A 21519-nucleotide genomic window follows, 5' to 3' on the forward strand; every position below is an offset into this window, starting at 1 on the left:
ACTATCTTATTGTAAATCTATATTCTCGAATACAACAGCCTTTTGGGTTGTGGTATTTTTGTGCGCACAGCAGGAAATAGTGGGTGTAATAGAAGAACACCCTACTAAAGACAATCAACAGTATTATCTTTCAAAGAGACTGACTTATTAATATCTTCTTCAACTAACGGGTGCTTTAGTTGAAGAAGGAGCAAGAAAAACAAGTGTATTAGTTGAAGAGAAGCTATCCTATGAGGATAGCTTTTTCTTATTACCCACAAGAGGTCGTTAAAGTGTGGTTTACAAAGAGAACGTTCATAAAAAGATATTATAGTTTTGCGAACTATATAAATGACTAAATAGGGGCACTTCAAAGCAGTTCGTAAAAGTGTACTTTTCCGAACATCGCATTGGGGGTAGGTTATATTTTAATTAAAAATTAGAAGAGTAATTTTCATTCTCATCAGACATCCTTCCTCCCTTCTTCCATAGACTAAAGAGATATACTTCCCTATAATAAATAGAAAATTGATTACCTGGGGTGTATTATGATTGAAGGAAAATTAATAAAATTCTATCGCGAAGAGTCAGGGCTAACTCAAGGCCTACTTGCTCAAGGAATTTGTTCCGTCACACATCTTAGCAAAATAGAACGCGGGATTACGGAGTATTCTCATGAAATTACGGATTTACTTGCAAAAAAACTTGGGATAACAATGAATATTGAACGCTCTCGCTATTTTTTCCTAAAAGAAAAACTGTTCAAATGGAATAACGCATTGATTATGATAGACTCAAAAGAAATCTATCAACTTAAAGAAGAAATAGAAAACGAATCTTTAAGATTTCTAGCTGACTTTAAAAATCAATACTATCTAATATTGGCAAGGTATTATTTATTTGTAAATGAAAAGCCTAAAACAAAAAAAATCATAGAAACGATGAGGAATCAGTACAATGACCTTGATTCTGATGAACAAAATTTCTTAAACCACATAGACGGTATCTACATGTTTCTGACAGGTAATTTCAAGTCTTGCATTGAAACATTAAAGAAAATTGATAACAATTATTCAAACTTAGAATACTATTATCATTTGGCAATAGCCTACCATTCAATTCAATCAACTATCTTTTCCTATTTTTATGGACAAAAGGCTTTACAATTTTTCAAAAGCACATTAAATATCTTAAGAATTATTGATACAGAAACCCTACTTTTAGTCCAGCTTAATTCCAAGGAACCTTATGATATGGATGAAACCAAACAACAATACGAAAAGTTGCTGAAAGTCTGTGAATCAGTCAACTGTATTGATAGAGCGTCTAAAGTCTATCACAATATAGCATTTGAATATTTTAGAAGAAAACGATACTCCGAGGCTAAACAGTCGTATGAAAAAGCATTGGAACTAATAACTGAAAAGACACCTCATTATCTAACATCACTTAATGGGTATATTTCTACCTGCTATGAAGGGAGGCTCCTTCCCGAAGAAGAGCTTATCGAACTTTCGAAAAAAGGATTAAAATTAACAAAGCAAAATCAAGATCCTAGACAAATGGATTTTGAAATCCAACTTCATACTATCTATCAAAATGAAAAGGAGCTATATGAGTATATTGAGAAAACAGCCATTCCCATTCTCATCGCCAACGGAAATCAGTTTGTAAAACTACATTATGAAAAAAAACTGTTTTTGTATTATGTTAAATCGAACCAAAAAGAAAAAGCCTTTCAACTAGCATCCGATAAAATGACAAGTGAAAAAAGTTATTATCATTTTGAATGAAGATATTAATGATAATGAACTACTGATAGAAAGTTGTATACCTGATCCATACATAGAATAGTTAAACACCACGTTTTGCTGATTCACAGTCCGTTAAAACAAAAGCCGATTATTCCTACGCTAAGGAGTAATCGGCTTTTTATCTAGAAATCTACTTAACGTATGTTTCATCATCTTGTTGGTAGGCCACTTTGACCGAAATGATTTTAATGGTTTAGGAAAATAAATAGTCAAAAGACCCTGTAAAAAAACCCCTTTTATAGTAGTTCGGATATAGACGTCAACTTTTTTAAAAAATAAAAGCTGTTTTTGATAAAATTATTAGTCCTAAAACCCTCTTAAATAACCCCCATCGACTGCTTAAATCAAGAGGTATAGAATTCTATTAAATTCAGTGCCTATTAAATATCAACTGATCCTTCATCTAGAACAACATACTCCTGTTCAGAATCTTTAATTGGCCAAAGGAGGTTTTTTCTTTCCACATACTAGCAAACTATTAACTCCCGTATTTGTTTTAACAGTGAGTTCCCTACATCAAGACAGATCTTACTAGATGCATTTGTTTTATAAATTGCTTTTTTAGGAGGAAAATATGTTGAAAAAAAAGAACATGAAGACAGTTATAGCAACCTCTTTATCTACAGTTATGCTTGCCTCAACCTTTTATAACGTTAAAGCAATTGATAAAACATCGCTTGAAAAGACACTTGAAACCTCTTCTATTGTAAACAGTATCAATGGCGCAGATGAAAAAAAGATCACGCTTATTACAGGTGATGTCGTGACCATTAAAAAGATTGAAGGCGGTAAAAGCGTAATTAACGTGGAACCTGTTGATCGGAATGGTGCAGGTGCTCAGATTCTGAATATTGGTGAAGATACGTATGTTATTCCAGGGTCAGCTATGCCTTACCTCGCTGCGGATAAGTTAGATAAGGATTTGTTTAATGTAACGGAATTGATCGAAAATGGCTATGATGACAAAACGCTTTCGTCTCTACCCGTTATCGTAGAATATACAGAAAAAAAAGGCAAAGCCGTTCAAGTAAAAGCTGAACCAAAAGGAGCTAAAATAGTTCGCGTGTTAGAGAGTATTAACGCTGTTGCCCTCTCTGCTACCAAAAATAAAGCGGATACGTTCTGGGAAGATATCACACCTGAGGTTGAATCAAACACGGCTTTATTTGAGCAGGACATTGAAAAAATCTGGCTGGATGGCAAAGTGGAAGCCACTTTAGACAACAGCGTACCTCAGATCGGTGCCCCAACGGCTTGGGAATCTGGTTTTACAGGTAAAGGTGTTAAGGTGGCGGTACTCGATTCAGGTATCGATCCTAATCATCCTGATCTGGCAAGTCAGATAGACGAGGCGAAAAGTTTTGTACCTGGAGAAACGGTGGATGATGCTCATGGACACGGCACACACGTTGCTTCAACAGTACTGGGAACAGGTGCAGCATCTGGAGGGAAGAACAAAGGGGTTGCTCCGGAAGCTCGGTTGCTCGTTGGTAAAGTATTAAACGACTCAGGAAGCGGTTTGGATTCTTGGATTATTGATGGTATGGAATGGGCTTCAGACAACGCCAAGATTGTAAGCATGAGTTTGGGAAGCAGCGAGCCAAGTGACGGAACAGATCCTATGGCTCAAGCGGTAAACAGTCTAAGCAAAGACAAAGGGACACTCTTTGTCATAGCTGCCGGAAACTCAGGTTATGAAGGGGCCATCGGTTCACCAGGAGCTGCAGATGCTGCATTAACAATCGGTGCCGTTGATAAGTCAGACAACATTGCTTATTTCACTTCCAAAGGGCCTCGTTATGGAGACATGGGATTGAAACCTGACCTGTCTGCACCGGGTGTTGACATCGTTGCAGCTCGATCTGGTCTTTCATCAGGAAGCGGATCTTACAAAAGCATGAGTGGTACATCCATGGCAACTCCACATGTGGCGGGTGCTGCTGCAATCCTTCTGCAGAAGAACCCTGAGTGGAATGGAACTCAACTAAAAGAAGCGTTGATGAGTACGTCAAAAAAATTAGATTACTCGCCTTATCATATCGGATCGGGTCGATTGGATGTACCAGCAGCTGCATTCAGCACAGTGAGAGCAACTGGTTCTATATCATTTGGATTTTTCAAATGGCCACATGATAATGCTCAGCCTGTACAGAAAACGGTCACGTATACAAACGACAGTGACTCCGCTTTAACCTTAAATCTTCAAGCAGATTTTAAGAATACAAAAGATGATGCCGCACCAAATGGTATGTTAACCGTTTCTGAGAGTGAAATTACTATCCCGGCAAAAGGTACGAAAGACGTAACGGTAACGTTGAACCCGACACTTGGTGAATTAGGCTCTCGTTATGAAGGACACCTGACAGCAACAGATGCCGATGGCAAACAAGTGGCTCATACTTCAATGGGTATGGTAAAGGAAGAGGAAAAGTATCCGTTAACGTTTAACGCTACTGACCGTAACGGGAACCCTACCCTTACGTATGTTGGACTCGTTAACAAAAACATGGATCCTGAATTTGCTGCTGTAAACGGAACAACAGAAGTTCGTTTACCCGCTGGAACCTATTCAGCTATGTCTATGATGGAAGTAGATACTGAAACAGATCACCAAGGTGTGGCATTGGTTGGTACACCAGAGATTAAATTAGACGGTCCTCAAACAGTAGAACTTGATGCTCGACAAGCAAAAGAAATTTCAGCAGAAGTGCCGAAGAATACAGAACCAAGCTATCAGCGCATGGAATACTACCGTTCTCTTGATGGCAAAACAATGAATCACATTTATTTAATGCCTGTGTGGAACGATAAAATGTATGCTGTCCCAACAAAGGAAGTTAAGACAGGAGACTTCGAATTTTTGACTCGCTGGCGTTTAATAAAACCTTCCCTTGAGATCAATTTTAAAGGAAAAGTGTTGGATGATATTCCGTTGGCTGGAAGTACACGTCTTGATGGAAAATATAACTTATCAACCGTTTATGCAGGAAAAGGAACGGCAGTTGACTATGAGCGTCTGAAAGCAAAAGGCAAAGCGGTTGTCGTCGATCGCAACACGGAAGTTACGCCATCTGAGCAGGCCGTTGCGGCATATGCAGCGGGTGCAAAGCTGTTGATTATCGTAAACAATGAAGATAAGGAATTCAATGTGTTTGTAGGAAATCCAGATTATACAGATATTCCTCTTGCCGTTGCTGGAATCAGTAAAAGTGAAGGCGATAAAGTGATTTCAGCAGCACGTTCCGGTGACCTGAAATTGTTTGTTGAAGGTGAAGTAAATACACCTTATGTCTATGATCTAATGGATGTGCATCAAGACCAGATTCCAAAGAATTTAAAATATGCACCATCTAACAATGAATTAGTTAAGATTGATACGCGTTACAAATCAGACCGTGAAGCACCTGGCGGAGAGTTCCGTTATGATCTGCGTCCATACACAAGAGGAGCTGTTGGGTTTTTATACAAATTACAATTGCCATCTGTTCGAACAGAGTGGGTTTCAGCAGTGAAAGATACACTCTGGTATCACCATGCAGAAGTATTAGACAGTCCTTGGGAAGTTCGCCAGCCTGCTGTTACCTATGAAAAAGGTCAAAAGCTTCAAGAAGACTGGTTCTCACCAGTAGCTCGTCCTCGTTTGGGAGTTGGTTATTGGGCACCTAACCGCCAAGGGAACTATTTACAATTTAATATTCCTGCTTGGGCAGATTCAGGGAATGGCTCTACAGGCGGTATCGGTTATGATGATTCCGTGAAAAATCAAACTCTAAAATTGTTCCAAGGAGATACCCTTCTTAGCGAAAGAAAAGGACAGGCTTTATATTTATTTAATCCAGTCCCAGAAGAAAAAACACAATACCGGTTAGTAAGTGATGCAAAGCGTGATCCGAATCGGTGGACAACATCTTTAAGTACTCATACGGAATGGACATTCTGGTCTGGAAAAGGTGAGGATTTCCAAACGTCGCTTCCGTTCTATTCTCTTGACTACAAAGTTGCAACAGATATGAACGGCAATGCATTAGCTGCACCATCCACTGCAATCGAACTTTCTGTTGCAAAACTTGATGATGTAGCGGGTTACGGTAAATTAGAGGGAGCTACATTAGAGGTTTCCTTTAATGAAGGAGAGTCATGGAAAAAAGTAAAACTTGAGCGTACAGCGGATGATCGTTGGACAGCTAAGATTAACAATCCTACGACAAACAAATATGTTTCCCTCCGTGCAACCGCTTGGGATGACCAAGGAATCAAAATTTCTCAGGAAATTATTAAGGCTTATGGTTTGAGATAACATCAATTAGATTAATAGCATACCCCTCACTAGCTGAGGGGTATGCTATTTTTAGTGATATTTACTAGTGCTTTAAATAGTCTATATAGCTATATCTCCTCTCACAATAAGAATCCTTTGTCCTCGAAATATTGGACAACTGGCGTATGATAATGTCCTGTGGATTCCAACACAATGGGTGGACGTTCTCCAGATACATCTTCTATTTCCCTAATAAATTCTAGAAGGCTTGTCAGCCCCTCAAGCGTATGCGCTACTTTAAAGCTCTTTTTGTACGGTTGCTTTTTATCCAAGAATGCTTGAACCTGACTTTCACCTTTTGGAAGTAACATTAGGTGAAAAAATCATTCTTCAAACATATTCATCTTCAACTAACGGATGCTTTAGTTGAAGAACAGGAAATCGTCAGAGAGGTTCTTTAATGCACAGGATCAAGGAATGTAAGGACCATTCGGCCATTAATATTATATTTCTACATAATGAATACATGAACTAAATACCATATACGTTTCTAGTTCTTTATATACTCATTTTAATAAATTGTTGAATTTTCATAAAATTCTACCTATTATGTTTATTTCCCCCAATTTAAGAGAAAATACTCTCACTAATATTTTTGATTTCGACAAAATCAGAAATGTTTTTCCTGATAATAACTTAAAATTCTATTTTAAATGACAATCTTTTTTATGGAATCTTTTACATATAAGTCTATCGAACTATGCTATATTCCCCCAATTTACTGTTTTTTATGTTGTATGTACAATTTGTAGTGTAATTATTCACTCAGTAGGGTTAGCATTATTCGTAAAGTTATTATTCCATAATTTTATTAAATTTCTAAACTCATAATTGTAGTGAAATAATTATAAAACTCAAAGATAAATAATAAAAGGAGAGATGTGAATGTACAAGAGTAAATTAATGGCATTTAAAGTGATGACTACTGCAGCTGTAACATCCTTACTTCTTTCATCAATCTCAGTTTTTGCGGAAACGAATGACACATCAACCGAGTCACAATTGACTAACCAAGTATTTGAGTCTAATTTAACAGAAGCAACTACAGATGAACCAGGGACATTAGACCAAGCCCACAAGCCAGTTGATACTCAATATGCTCCTAACGATTCTGTACGAGTGATTGTGGAAATGACAGGAGAACCTGTACACAGTGCCAAGGGAAATGAATCTGAAAAGAAAAAATTAAAGCAAGCTCAAAAATCATTAATCCAAGAGATGAAAGAAACGAAAAAGTGGAATGTGAAAGAGCGACATCACTTTGTAACAGGTATTAATGGCTTCAGTATGGATACAGAGTTCAAAAATATCAAAGAAATCGAAAAACTATCTGGAGTGGCTAGTGTACAGATTGCAGAGACTTATCAACAAACGATGAGCAGTAGTAAATCCATGGTACAAGCGAAAAAAGTATGGGAAGAGTTAGGTTACCATGGTGAGGGGATGGTGGTTGCTGTTGTCGATACCGGAGTGGACTATCGCCATCAAGATCTTACTATGTCTGACAGAGGAAAAGCGAAAGCCAAGTGGAACCCTACTAATATTCAAGAAAAATTAGCTGAAACAGCTGTAGAAGATCGCTGGTATTCAGATAAAGTACCAGCTGGTTACGATTGGGCTGACCGAGATCAAGATGTTCTTCCATATGCTACATCACATGGAATGCATGTAACTGGAACGATTGGGGCCAATGGAACCGATGAAATCGACGGGGTAAAAGGGATTGCACCCGATGTGCAGATCCTAGCGGAAAAAGTCTTTTCCGATTATTGGAATGGGGCATATGCAGACGATATCATAGCAGGAATCAATCATGCGGTTGAAATGGATGCCGATGTCATCAACTTAAGCTTAGGGTCTGATGCTGATTTTGTGGATGAGAACAATCCTATCCAAAAAGCAGTTCGTATTGCTACAGAACAAGGAGTATTAGTAGTAGCAGCAGGTGGAAATGCATTCTACAGTACCAAAAGTGGATCCAACGCTTATAATCATCCACCCTATGCTCAAAATCCTGATATTGGAGTAGTAGGAGCACCTGGTTCAAGTCCATATGCTTTACAAGTAGCTTCTTATGAAAATGATCAAATCCATATGAACACACTTACTCTTTCAGATGGGAAACCACTTATTTACCAACGCCATTCAGGCAATGTTCAAATGGAAAATGTTTTTGCTCCAGGTGAAGAGATTGAGTTAGTTTATGTAGGTTATGGTCGTACTGAGGATTACACAGGAAAAGACGTAAAAGGCAAAATCGTGGTGGCTGAACAACAATTCGTGGGCAGTGAACAATTCATACAAAATCCTGCTTACCAGAGAGAAGCAAAAGGAGTAATAATGGTTCCTTTAGCAGAACAAGGAGATTATGCTAAATTGCTTTTTTCCCCTTATGGCAACGTTCCAGGAGTTAGTATTCAGATCGCTGAAGGAAAGGCCTTGATTCAACGTTTGAAAGATGGTGAAAAGATTAAGGTTAAAGTGGGTAAGGGAACCTTGATAGATAATAAAAACAAGGGGACTATGTCTGGATTCTCATCATATGGAGCACCGCACACCCTTGATTTTAAACCTGAAATCACCGCACCTGGTGGTAAGATTTATTCTACTGTCATGGATAACAAATATGATACGTATAGCGGAACTTCGATGGCTTCTCCACATGTAGCGGGTGCAGGAGCTCTAGTGTTACAGTCGCTCTATGAAAAAGGCGTGACGAGAGGTACAGATGCTATTTATCGAGCGAAAACAGCTTTGATGAATACAGCTCAAATCTTAATGGACCCTACAACAGAAAGTAAAATTCCATATTCACCACGTAAACAAGGCTCAGGGATGATGCAGATTGCTAATGCACTAAAAACACCTGTATTAGTCAAAGATAAGTTTGCTAAGCCAGAAAATGCAGCTGCTGTGGAGTTAAAAGAGATTAAGCAAGATAAAGTAAAATTTATGCTGGAGTTAGAGGTGTTAACTGGTAAATCTTCTCAAGAAGAGATTACCTATGATGTTTATCTAGATCTTTTAACAGATGATACCGAGCAGAAAGATCTAGATTTAAATCGCGATGGGAAAATTGATAAAACGATGGAAGTGCTAAAGCTAACAAGTAAGCGGGTCGAAGGAGCAACAGCGAAAATCAACGGAAAAGATTTTAGCGACATAACACCTGCCACCTTTACCGTGAAAAAAGGTCATCTGCAAGATTTAGAGGTGGATATTAAACTTCCAGATGGATTGAAGAAAAATATATTTGTTGAAGGATTTGTTCGCTTTGTTCCGAAAAATGGAGATCAAGCTTCGATTCCGTCTTTAACTATTCCGTATATGGGCTTTTATGGAGACTGGGATCAACCTCAGAACTTAGATGCACCGATGTGGGAAGAAAATGCATTTTTACAAGAAACAGCTTTATTTCCATACTATGGTAATAAAAATTGGCTTGGCAAACCAGCTATAGCACTTGGTTATGATAAAGTGACCAAAACATTCGCAGAAGAAAGAATGGCCAGCTCTCCACATGCTGCGAATCAAGGTGTTTATTCGATGTTTACCACCTTGCGCAATGTAAAACTGGTGCAAATGTACATTGAAGATGCATCAGGTAATCGAGTTCGTTATCTTGGAGATTACAGTCAAGGTACTATAACAGGAGAACCATGGAAATTCAGAAAAAATGTAATGTCAAGAAGCGAGTTCTTTAATCCTGGATATGGATGGGATTTGAAATCAGAGGATGGAAAATACGTTCCGGACGGAAAGTATCAATTTATTATTGAGAGCACATTAGATTATGAAGGAGCACGACCACAAACGATTAAGCTCCCAATTAGTGTAGATTCTGTTGCACCAAAAGTAGAAAATATTCAAGTCAACAAAACACCAGAAAATAAGTATCTGGTTAGTTGGGACATGAAGGATAATGCAGGGGGAAGCGGCTTAACAAAATCGATGGTTTATGTTGATGGCATTTATAAACCTATTTCTGCAACACAATCGTCCTTAATTGTAAATACAGAACCGAAAAGTGTAATCGTAGTGCCATTTGACTGGGCAGGTAATGTCACTTTTGAAATATACGGAGATCACTCGTATTTAAATGAGTTTTTATTCCTTTCAGCGTGGGATGTATGGGCTAGACCAATAACGCAAAAGGAGCCAGGTCATATTTTGGGAATTGGCTTGAAAAAATTGAACTGGACCATTACAATCCAAGATCCTGAAGGAAAAGTGGTTCATACTTATAAAGAAGCGAATACAGAGACTGCTTATATAAAATGGACTCCATCTGCTGATCTACCTAGTGGGAAATATAAAGTGATCGCAGAGATGGAAGAAATTGAAACGGGACTAAAGATCACAACAACTCCACGTTATATGACGGTGGTGCAACCTTAAAAAAAGAAACCATAAGATAAAATCTCAATCCTTTATGATGTTTAGAAGGGTTGAGGTTTTATCATGTACGAATCCTGGATGTTTCATATAAAAAAGAGCCCCACTTTATCCTTTAAAAACTCAACTAATAAATAGCTTTAAATCTGCTATCAATAGTAGTAAGTAATTAAAATAAATAATCCTGTTAAATGAGTTGTCGAACGTAGTGAAGACAAAGGGCTTTGCCCTAATCCCTCTAATGGTCTTTAATGGCTGTTAGAGGGCTTTTTTATTTGTCTAAATCCCCTAGCTTTTAACGGTCACTGTGGAAGATTTACCGTCAGAATCACGCCATTATTTAACCTCAGATGAAGAAAAATAATTCTTGAATTACAGAAATCGATTTGAGGAATTGTTTGTAATTACTTTACTGTTCAATTTTCCACCTAAGACAATTAACCAAGTTACTGGCACGAACATAAACTGAATAAAATATTAAGGATGTGTCTAATGGAAACTTTCAACACTCTTTGTCAACAGTTCGGCCAAATTCTTAACGGAAAACCAGATATCGAAAATGGTATTTGCTCCGTAGAAATTAATCGTGATATTCCAGTCACAATTCAAGGACGTCCAGTTCGAGGAAACATTGAGACTGAAATCATGTTTGAAGATTTAGATCAATACGGGTACGCTCTTAATCGCGGAGTAACAGTTATTCTTGAAAAAGAAGTCCCTTATTTTGTTAACACACTTGTGAAAAATGGAATAATTATCAGTGCATTGCATAACAATTGGCTTTATACGAAACCCAACATCCTTTATATTAATTTTCAATCTGTAGAACCACCATTAACTTTTGCTCATAAAGTTGCAGAAGCGCTAAGGACTCTAAGGGTAAGTAGATAAAATACTTTATTTAACGTACCACGGTCTCCTGTGATTTTACTTTGTATAATAGGTCTTCTATGACAAACAACCCTGTTTTTCTTATTAAACGATTATCGACTTAGGGGATGAGTAAATGCTAGGAGAAAAAGTAATACAAACGATTACATCTGGACATGTTGGTCAAGAAGCAGATAAGTGAACTTTCTATTTTCAAACTCTATTCCATTAAAGAATATCTTAAGACTGAGTCATTGAAATGTGAAATAAAGTCGATAATTACTGGAATAACAAAAAGAATTAAGTTCAGGTTGGGTGCTTAAAGGTTCAGAGTAATAAAATGAATAGTTTAAAGTTATAAAGCATTTCCATGTAATGAGGAATGCTTTTTATTTTGTCGAAAATTAATAGGATTCTTCGAAAACAATAATAATGTAATTGAAATCAATATTTTTTTATTTTAAAACGATAAATCATGTGGTAAAGTCATATTGACAAAAATAAAATAAGGGAGGCGCTTTTTTATGAAACGTAAACAAGGATCAATAATTTTCTTAAAGTTAGTTATTTTTCTTATTGGAATTACAGTGCTTGCTTTGTGTCTATTTTGGTTGCCTTGGATAGCCAGTAGAGATGCAGAAGCGAATCCAGAGACTGCTTACTTGCAATATCCCTTTTTAGTGTGTGGGTATGTATTGTCTATTCCATTTTTTGTTGCGTTGTATCAAGCATTTAAACTTTTAACCTACATAGATTGGAACAAGGCTTTCTCGGAAGTATCTGTTAACGCTTTGAGGTATATAAAATACTGTGCAATCATAATCAGTACCTTAATTGTATTAGGAATAATATTCGTAGTTTTATTTATTGATGGTGATGTAGCAAGTGTTATAGGACTGGGATTAATGTGCACTTTTGCTTCAAGCGTAATTGCAACCTTTGCGGCTGTTCTTTAAAAGCTTTTAAAAGAAGCTATTGATAAAAAATCAGAAAATGCTTTAACGGTATGAGTGAATAACACGGAAATTACAATTAATATTGATGTGATGCTGGCAAATTTGCCTAATAGGGGTATTAGCGTTACAAAACTTTTGGAGAGGGTTGGAAGGTAATCATTCAAAGGCAAAGGGGATTCGATTATCAACTTTAGAGGAGATTTGTAAGGCTTTAGAATATCAACCCGGAGATGTTTAAGAATACCGAAGTGATGAAGACACCCAAGATTAATAAAGTGGAAATACATAACATTCGGCGGTGAACCTATGTACATAACCCTAAATCTATTTAACTACTTTACTAAGCAGGACTTACAAATATTCAGTAAACACCTTAGGAGGCACAAATCATGAGAGCACTAAAAAAACTCGTTCGTTTTGGTTGGGAGCAGGCTTTATCATGTTTGTTTCCTGTCGTTATTTTTGCCTCTTTGGCTTTTACACAGATCATGCCACTTCCATTTCTACCACGGTATGACTGGCTACTCATCATCTGCCTTCTGATGCAGTGGTGGATGATACGTTCTGGGCTTGAAACACGGGATGAACTAAAGGTTATCACATTGTTCCACCTTATTGGACTTGCTCTTGAAATTTTCAAGGTACATATGGGCTCTTGGTCTTATCCAGAGGAAGGATATTTCAAAATTTTTGGAGTGCCTCTCTATAGCGGATTCATGTACGCAAGTGTAGCGAGTTATCTTTGCCAGGCGTGGAGGAGATTTAATGTTGAACTAGTAAAGTGGCCACCGTTTCTGGTAGTTGTACCTCTTGCAGCTGCGATTTATTTAAATTTTTTCACCCACCATTATTGGATTGACGTTCGTTGGTGGTTATCTGGACTTGTAATTATCGTCTTTTGGCAATCATGGGTCACTTACGAGGTTGATGGAACTCGTTACCGTATGCCACTCGCTCTTTCTTTTGTGCTCATCGGATTTTTTATCTGGATAGCCGAAAATATCGCAACGTTCTTTGGAGCTTGGGAATATCCAAACCAAACCGATGCATGGAGTCTCGTTAACCTAGGAAAGGTGAGTTCATGGCTCCTATTAGTGATTGTTAGCTTCCTTATAGTAGCGACGTTAAAGCGGGTTAAGGGGAAAATTCCACTAGAATAGATACTAGACAATTTTTATTACTGTTCAGATCGCTTTTATAAAAAAGTCGGATAGTAAGGAATTCGACATTTTTAGGTTGAAGTACTCCTAGCGTACAAAATTCTGAATAAGATAAACTGGAAAAAGCAACGTTCGAATTGTTGCTTTTTTCTTTTTAAATAGCTTTTGATTTAACAATACTCCCGGAATGCATTTATTAGGGGTTCTTGTGAAAATATTCACTTAAACTTTAGATAGCTTAGTTGTAGATCAGTGGGCTGATAAGTCAGCTGTTACTGTTAATTAAACTAACAGGGCAGGTTAGAAATGTAGGGTTAAGTTCGATGTAACTCCATTATTATATAGGATTAATTCAGCGTAAACGTCCATTAATAATAATTTCAGAAAAATCCAAAGACAAACTCAGTAATTTTGAGTGAAATGAACCAAATCATACTCCGATATTCTGGAATAGCGTACCAGTACAAGTTCAGGTAAGTTTTTTTAACGGATTCTGTTGATTTAAAATAAAGTTTGATAATTTGTAAAAAAGTTTGATAAAACCCTGTATTAATATAGGGCTTTCTTTTGACCTTTAAACTCCAGCAGTATTGTTCAATTAAAGGGCCATTTTCTGGAATAAAGCGATTGCTAAAATCACGGAATTTTGAAATAATTGTTATTAAGTTAAAGGGCAGGATTTTAGAATATGGCCGAAACATATTGTATATAAAAAAATTAACATTAGTTTCTTAATTCTTTTTATTAGGAGGAAGAGTCGGATGGAAATAAAATGGATAGGTGTTAGCGTCCTCACCGGATTCTTTCTACTGGAGCTTGGTGCAATGGCTGCGTTCAGTTACTGGGGTTATCATATCAAGACAGGGGTAGCGGTCAAAATTATACTCGCGGTTGCCACGCCACTAGTCATAGCCACTCTATGGGGTATGTTTCTCTCCCCGAAGGCGTCGCTCCCCATCTTCTCCTTTCCCATACGAACTACGCTTAAGCTGGTTGTGTTCATCGTTGCTTCCGCAGCTTTGTACGCAAGTGGGCAAAGCGCGCTCGCGGTTACTTTTCTGACGGTGTCCCTTCTTATCGTGGCAGCAGTCTTTATCTTGAAGCTTCATAAAGTAAATATGTGAAGTGGATTAGTCTAAAACCGAACTTCAATAATCGGGCGTGATTGTTGAGCAACACAGGTAGAAACTGAGCAAGCTTTTTTATAAAAATCGTTCCCGTGAAATATTTAAAGAGCCTGTTTTGATCAATCTTTTTTTCAAAAGCAGGCTCTTTTATATTGGGGAAATCAACTTAATAAGACGAATTTTTTGATTAAACTTTTTTTAAACCAACAGATTCCAAACCCCAAAGCTGCCAAGACTTATTCTTCACCTCTACTATATAAAAGTAGTGCAAACCAATGCCTTGGTTTGAATTATGGAGGCATTACAACTGATAGAAGAACAATTCTCGCGGCCGCCAGTTAATGATTATGGAATTGGCATCAAGATCAAGATAAGTGAATTACAATATTTTTTTAAAATCCAGGCACTTTGCTGTTTTTTTTTTTAGATTCCTGTTTTTCTAATGCTTTTAAAAACCATTTCGTCGTTCCTGTTAAAATGGATACGATCCCTTGGAAATCGAACAAAAGTGATGCATTAATTCTAAAATCATGTTATATTTAGTTTGAATTAAAGATATTTGAATTAAAGATATTGTCATTGAAGATAGTTAAGTGGTGATACTATTGGTTTTAACTCAAAAAAAGTTGCTTCCTGTTTCTGTTATTCTTCGTGCAGCCCAATCGATTCAGGAAGTGATCAGAAAAGATGCAGCAAGATTTGACTTGAATCCAACAGAGTTTGCTGTATTAGAATTACTCTATTATAAAGGCGATCAACCAATTCAATTGATTGGCAAAAAGGTTCTCATTTCAAGTAGTAGTATTACTTAATGAGGTAGATAAGCTTGAACAGAAGAAGTTTTTCGTTCATTGAGCATGTCCAAAAGATCGTCGTGTAACTTATGCTAGTCAAACGATTCTTGGGAAGGCCTTTATTAATAAAAATTCCCTCAGCATGAAAAGAAACTCAAAGAAATCTTTGAACAGTTAAAAGATAAGATCTGAATTAAATGATTGAACTACTAAAACATATAAGTCAGCAAGCAAGGAAACTATAATTTTTTTATTAATTATCTCGAATTCGAGAATTATTAATTTGATATAAAAAGGAGGAATCATAATGAATCATTTAAAAGGAATTCACCATGTAACAGCGATTACAAGTAGTGCAGAGAAAAACTATGAATTTTTCACATATGTATTAGGAATGCGTCTAGTAAAAAAAACAGTAAATCAAGATGATATTCAAACGTATCATTTATTCTTTGCAGACGATAAAGGTTCTGCCGGTACAGATATGACGTTCTTTGATTTTCCAGGTATTCAAAAAGGAACACACGGAACGAACGAGATTTATAAAACGGCTTTTCGTGTACCGACCGATGCGGCACTTGATTACTGGGTGAAACGTTTTGATAAGTACAAAGTAAAACATACAGGCATTAAAGCAGTATTTGATAAGAAAACAATTTCATTTGTTGACTTTGATGATCAACAATATATGTTAATTTCAGATGAATTCAATGAAGGTGTTTCATCAGGGACACCTTGGCAGAACGGTCCGGTACCACTTGAATTTGCAATTACAGGTTTAGGACCTATTCATGTTCGTATCGCTCAGTATGATTATTATAAAGAAGTATTGGAAAAAGTAATGCTAATGCGCGAAATCGCAGAAGAGGGTTCTATGCATTTATTTGAAATGGGCGAAGGTGGAAATGGTGCACAAGTGATTGTGGAGCACAATACGATTTATCCAGCAGGCCGACAAGGATTCGGTACAGTGCATCACGCAGCCTTCCGCGTGGAAGATACAAAGGTATTATATGAGTGGATTGAACGTTTGAAAGAATTTGGTTTAGGTACGTCAGGGTATGTTGATCGATTCTTTTTTGAATCACTATATGCACGCGTAGCACCTGGAATCCTTTTTGAATGGGCAACAGATGGTCCTGGATTTATGGGGGACGAGACTTACGAAACAGTAGGGGAAATATTATCGTTACCACCATTTCTTGAAGGAAAAAGAGAACGAATTGAGGCATCAGTACGACCAATCAACACGGTTCGAAGCACACTTAAAATTGAAAAAGAGTACTTGTAAGGAGGTGAAATAACAAAAAATGGGCTTTTTAACTAAATTATTTGGAGCACAAAAAATGGAGGGAAAAACAATGACAAAATTAAATATAGGTATTATTTTAGGATCAACACGTGAGGGGCGCGTAAGTCCACAAGTAGGATCATGGGTAAAAGAATTAGCAGATAAACGTGGTGACGCAAATTACACAATTATCGATATCGCGGAATACAAACTGCCACTTTTAGGTGAAGCAGGCGGCGATGCATCAGGGGCAGCTGCATGGTCAGAAATCATTGCAAAACAAGATGGATTTGTATTCATCGTTCAAGAATACAATCACTCTATTACAGGCGCACTAAAAAATGCATTAGATTACCTACGTGATGAGTGGAATAATAAAGCAGCTGGTATCGTTTCATATGGTTCTGTAGGTGGGGCTCGTGCAACAGAACATTTACGCGGGATTTTAAGTGAATTACTAGTAGCACATGTTCGTGTACACCCAGCATTATCACTATTTACAGACTTCGAAAACGGAACAGTATTCAAACCAGCTGACGTTCAAGCAGCTTCTGTAAACCAAATGTTAGACCAAGTTATCCCTTGGACAACTGCATTAAACACAATACGCAAGTAATTTTCAAAGATGTAAATCATAACAAAAACCCAAAATGTACATGTTATCATGTACATTTTGGGTTTTATTGAAGTTGAATAAATTCTGAGCAAAATGATATCAAGATGATTGAAGGTTTTGCTCAGAAATTATTGAGAAAATATTATTTACCGATTTTATAAAGAATATGAGGAAAACATGATGGACAAAATAGCTGGATAGTTAATGGCATCTAGCGCTTGCTTATCTAATGCTGGTCGGCAATTATATGCACTTAATGTAATAATTTTTCTACACCTTGTGCAAACTTACAAGTACTTTAATATAACAATAGGCCTTAGCAGTTAAGAATAACTGGTTTCTTCTCCTTTTGATAAGCATTTAGTTCTCTATTTCTTTCACATCGATGAACTTAAATACAAGAAAAGTCAAAATAACACCTAGTGCACCTGCCACCAAATAACTAACATTGAGATAATTGTTCATGACCAGCGCCATGATTGGTGGTCCAGCTGCCACGCCAATGAAACGAGCAGAACTGTAGAAAGATGAGACGGTACCGCGTTCTTCTTTATCAATATTCTCCGTTATGAGTGCGTCAAGAACAGGTAGCATGGCACCTATGGCAATTCCGACAAGGCTGGTAATAGTGAGCAAGACCCAAAGTCGGTCGGACCATATTCCAACCATACTCACGCTCACAGATAAAGCAATTAGACAGACTAGCATCATTTTTTTCATCTTGTATAGATTGCCTTTGATCTTGCGGCCCGTAATGAAAGAAGCGATACACAACATTAATAGAGGAATGGCCAGAACGTAGCCTTTCTTAATTCCTTTCAATTCGTATTCTTTCTCCAGAATTTCCGATAGAAAGAAAAGTGTGCCGAATAAAATAAGCATAACAAAAATACCACTGAGAAAGACGGCTGATAGCCACTTTCCTTCCTCTTGGAATGTCTGCTTACTGTTGCTTAGGAACTCCTTGAATTTCTTTGGCTCCTCTTTTTCATGGGGTACTTTGATAAAGAAAAAAATAAGAACTATTGAAATAAGACTGAAAAAGGAAATGGAGAAGAATGGAAGGAACCATAAGAAAGAAGCGAAAGTAGCTCCTAATATTGGACTAATCACTTTTCCGAACGTATTCGAAGTTTCGATGATGCCAAGACATGAACTAGTTTTTTCATCATCGTCTTTATACAAATCCCCAACGAGTGGGAGGATGATCGGGAAGGCACCAGAGGCACCGATTCCCTGCAAAATTCTCCCGATGATAATCCAGGCGAAGGGGTTATCCAGTTTCCAGGAGGCGAAACCGGCAATTAATCCACCAATTAGGGCTAAAATCAAACTAGGCAATATGACAATTTTACGGCCAAATCGATCGGATAGATAGCCTGCAATTGGGATGAGGAAAATGGCTGCTATTGAGTAACTTGTGATAATCATGCTCGACTGAAACGAAGAAATACCCACCGTTTTTTCCAAAATGGGAAGAACGGGAATTAGCATTGAATTTCCTAATGTCATTACAAGTGGAATTGAAGCCATACTGACAATGCACCATGTACTGACTTTTTTTTCACTGTTTTCCATACATACACCTCAGAAAATTTCATATAGAGGAACGTATTTAGGGTCTCCAAGACGTACATTTTTATGCGGGTGCGATTTGCTAGAAAAGTGAATGATAGGCTTGGACGCCGAAATAAACGCCGAAGCAAATCATGGAAAGGGAGGATATCATGGAAATGCCTGTCAGGATGTTATTCGAAAGCACTTTGCTGGCGCTACTGGACAATAAGGACATAGTTAAATCCACCATCATAATTCCCAATAATATGGCTCCACTGCAAATGAAGATTTCATATCCTGCCAATGGTTCAGAAGACCCTACAAGGAGGGAACCATAAATACCTAACCAAAAAAGGACCGTCAAAGGGTTTAGAAACGCCATGAATAAGCCGGCTATGTATGTATGTCGAATTCGATTTGTCTTGGTCATTGTTTTTGCTTTAGTTTTGTGGAGCACAAGCAGATTTTCAATCCCCGTATAAATGAGGACAAAGCATCCGAAAGACCAGAGCAGCGTTTGCATGAATGGTGAATCGATGAATTTAGCGATTCCGAAGTACACTAAAAGCATGTACAGGATATCGGAAGACAAGGCTCCAAGACTGAAAATCCATGCACGAAAAAAGCCTTTGTTGATGCCTGTATTTATCAGCGTAGCTTTTACTGGGCCGATAGGTGCTGCCAATGAAATTCCAAGAAATACATACGTAAAGAATGAATGCATGGAAAACCCTCCAATAAGATCATGTCTTAGCATCTTATTCAGAAGCCGTATTCTCTACAACTAATATAAAATAGTACACATAAATAATAGAATATCCCGAAAACTAAAACCGACACCACCATACCGATGATAATTCATATAATTGAAGATAAGGGCAATCACCATTTTGTATACCAATGTTTAATGATAAACAGGAACTTGTTGCTAAATCTAAAGCAGTCTTCTATCACCTTGAGTAATCTAATGAAAAATAATCATCAAGCAATATAGAATTTATTGGAAATGAAAATATTTCCATCTATTTATTGAACTGGAAAAAAAGCAATGGTAAAATTAAATTTACTAAAATTAATGGAGGTTTTCCTTTTGACAGCATCTATGAGACTTAGAATCCGAACTTTGAACCGTTAATTGCATATGGTCAAGGCTCTGCTTAAGTATGGAGTAAATGGGATTAGTCTGTCTCTTTAGGAAAACTTTATTTTTATGTTTATCAAAAAATAGTAATGTAACTACTCTTTTTCGATTCGAGTAAAAAGACCTTAACCATTTACTTTTCATTGTAGGAAATATACAGAAAAGGTCGTGAAGAAAATGAATATGGAATATGAAAATTGGAAAAAGAATATTATTATCTTTTTAAGTAGCCAGACGATATCACTTTTTGGTTCCTCTCTGGTTCAATATGCGATTATGTGGCATATTACACTTACTACACAATCAGGAATGATGATGACACTGTTTATTTTATGTGGATTCATCCCTACTTTTATTTTATCGCCTTTTGCCGGAGTATGGGCAGATCGATACAATCGAAAGGTACTCATCATCTTATCGGATGGATTAATTGCTGTTGCAACTCTCGTCATGGCAATTGTCTTCTTAATGGGATATGAGGCAGTTTGGCTACTGTTTGCTATGGCTGGTATTAGAGCTATAGGAGCAGGTATTCAAGGTCCAGCAGTAGGGGCTATTTTACCGCAAATTGTTCCAGAAGATAAACTGACGAAGGTAAGTGGAATTAACGGAAGTATACAGGCTATTATTATGTTCGTGTCTCCTATGGTAAGTGCGGCAATGCTGACAATGGCCACATTAGAAAGTATTTTCTTTATAGATGTGGTAACTGCAGCTATAGCAATCGTAACTTTGCTTGTATTCTTAAAAATTCAGGTACATGCAAAGGCATCCGAGGTACAAACAACAAGCTATCTTACTGATTTTAAAGCAGGTTTAACATATATTAATAACCACGCTTTTTTGAAAACGTTCTTTTTGTATTTCGCGATGTTATTTGTTTTGATGGCGCCTGCAGCATTTTTAACTCCTTTACAAGTGACTCGGAGCTTTGGTGATGATGTATGGCGGTTAACTGCAATTGAAATAGCCTTTTCGATTGGAATGATGGCAGGCGGAGGTATTATTGCTTCGTGGGGAGGCTTTTCAAATAAGGTGCATACGATGACACTTGCAAGTATTATTATGGGGGTTTGTACGATTGCATTAGGGATTATGCCAATGTTTTGGGCTTATCTACTCTTCATGGCGATATTCGGAGTGACAATGCCAGTCTTCAATACACCGACGACTGTACTGATTCAAGAGCGAGTCGAGGGTGATTACTTAGGTAGAGTATTTGGTGTATTTGGGATGATTGCTACATCTATGATGCCGATAGGAATGCTCATTTTTGGACCTATGGCAGATGTTGTGAGAGTTGAATGGATTCTATTGGGTACGGGAGTGCTTATGTTAATCCTTGGCGTGTTATTAGGAAGAAACAAAGTATTATTAAAAGCAGGTGAGCCTGTAGTTGTTCCAGAGTCATCTGATTTAACCTTATAATAAATACATTTAGAACTTGATAGCCTGGCAGATCTAGCAATTACAAGAAAATTAGAGACTAGATGCCCCTACA

14 protein-coding genes and 1 pseudogene are annotated in these 21519 nt (G+C 37.3%); 12 read left to right on the top strand and 3 right to left on the bottom strand.

From position 1 onward, the window contains the following. The first annotated feature begins 527 nt into the window (after window positions 1-527). Window positions 528-1772 (top strand): helix-turn-helix domain-containing protein, encoded by a 1245-nt coding sequence (locus MHH33_RS08740; protein ID WP_342543593.1) that lies wholly within the window; start codon window positions 528-530, stop codon window positions 1770-1772. 595 nt (window positions 1773-2367) lie between these two features. After that, the gene (locus MHH33_RS08745; RefSeq protein ID WP_342543594.1) at window positions 2368-6090 is read left to right on the top strand and encodes a S8 family serine peptidase; all 3723 of its coding nucleotides are present in this window, start codon (window positions 2368-2370) and stop codon (window positions 6088-6090) included. A gap of 101 nt (window positions 6091-6191) precedes the next feature. Here the strand turns inward: MHH33_RS08745 and MHH33_RS08750 are convergent, their stop codons facing one another. Beyond that, window positions 6192-6422, bottom strand: coding sequence for a hypothetical protein (locus MHH33_RS08750; protein WP_342543595.1), 231 nt, complete (start codon window positions 6420-6422; stop codon window positions 6192-6194). A 574-nt stretch (window positions 6423-6996) separates the two neighbouring features. On the opposite strand from MHH33_RS08750, the gene MHH33_RS08755 reads away from it, so the two are divergent. From MHH33_RS08755 to MHH33_RS08795, 9 genes and pseudogenes are all read left to right on the top strand, one after another. Then, a complete protein-coding gene (locus MHH33_RS08755) occupies window positions 6997-10509 on the top strand; it encodes a S8 family serine peptidase (protein WP_342543596.1) in 3513 nt (1170 codons plus the stop codon). Between the two features lie 489 nt (window positions 10510-10998). Further along, on the top strand, window positions 10999-11397 hold the full coding sequence (locus MHH33_RS08760) for a DUF1259 domain-containing protein (RefSeq protein ID WP_342543597.1): 399 nt from the start codon (window positions 10999-11001) through the stop codon (window positions 11395-11397). A gap of 503 nt (window positions 11398-11900) precedes the next feature. Continuing rightward, window positions 11901-12332: a DUF2975 domain-containing protein gene (locus MHH33_RS08765; RefSeq protein WP_342543598.1), complete on the top strand. Its 432-nt coding sequence runs from the start codon at window positions 11901-11903 to the stop codon at window positions 12330-12332. A gap of 90 nt (window positions 12333-12422) precedes the next feature. Then, window positions 12423-12570, top strand: a pseudogene (locus MHH33_RS08770) (helix-turn-helix domain-containing protein). Window positions 12571-12721: 151 nt separating this feature from the next. After that, window positions 12722-13492 (top strand): DUF817 domain-containing protein, encoded by a 771-nt coding sequence (locus tag MHH33_RS08775; RefSeq protein ID WP_342543599.1) that lies wholly within the window; start codon window positions 12722-12724, stop codon window positions 13490-13492. A gap of 761 nt (window positions 13493-14253) precedes the next feature. After that, window positions 14254-14616 (top strand): YrdB family protein, encoded by a 363-nt coding sequence (locus MHH33_RS08780; protein WP_342543600.1) that lies wholly within the window; start codon window positions 14254-14256, stop codon window positions 14614-14616. A gap of 608 nt (window positions 14617-15224) precedes the next feature. Beyond that, window positions 15225-15431, top strand: coding sequence for a hypothetical protein (locus MHH33_RS08785; protein WP_342543601.1), 207 nt, complete (start codon window positions 15225-15227; stop codon window positions 15429-15431). Window positions 15432-15720: 289 nt separating this feature from the next. Beyond that, window positions 15721-16704, top strand: coding sequence for a ring-cleaving dioxygenase (locus tag MHH33_RS08790; protein ID WP_342543602.1), 984 nt, complete (start codon window positions 15721-15723; stop codon window positions 16702-16704). Window positions 16705-16723: 19 nt separating this feature from the next. Beyond that, window positions 16724-17320 carry an NADPH-dependent FMN reductase gene (locus MHH33_RS08795; RefSeq protein ID WP_342543603.1) on the top strand — a complete coding sequence of 199 codons (597 nt, stop codon included), beginning with the start codon at window positions 16724-16726 and terminating at the stop codon, window positions 17318-17320. 360 nt (window positions 17321-17680) lie between these two features. On the opposite strand, the gene MHH33_RS08800 is transcribed toward MHH33_RS08795, so the two are convergent. Together MHH33_RS08800 and MHH33_RS08805 are read right to left on the bottom strand one after the other, a co-directional pair. Beyond that, on the bottom strand, window positions 17681-18898 hold the full coding sequence (locus MHH33_RS08800; RefSeq protein WP_342543604.1) for an MFS transporter: 1218 nt from the start codon (window positions 18896-18898) through the stop codon (window positions 17681-17683). A 79-nt stretch (window positions 18899-18977) separates the two neighbouring features. Then, on the bottom strand, window positions 18978-19601 hold the full coding sequence (locus tag MHH33_RS08805; RefSeq protein ID WP_342543605.1) for a LysE family transporter: 624 nt from the start codon (window positions 19599-19601) through the stop codon (window positions 18978-18980). Between the two features lie 594 nt (window positions 19602-20195). On the opposite strand from MHH33_RS08805, the gene MHH33_RS08810 reads away from it, so the two are divergent. Beyond that, on the top strand, window positions 20196-21446 hold the full coding sequence (locus tag MHH33_RS08810; protein WP_016427076.1) for an MFS transporter: 1251 nt from the start codon (window positions 20196-20198) through the stop codon (window positions 21444-21446). The last annotated feature ends 73 nt before the right edge of the window (window positions 21447-21519 follow it).

The organism is Paenisporosarcina sp. FSL H8-0542, assembly GCF_038632915.1.
Lineage (GTDB): Bacteria > Bacillota > Bacilli > Bacillales_A > Planococcaceae > Paenisporosarcina.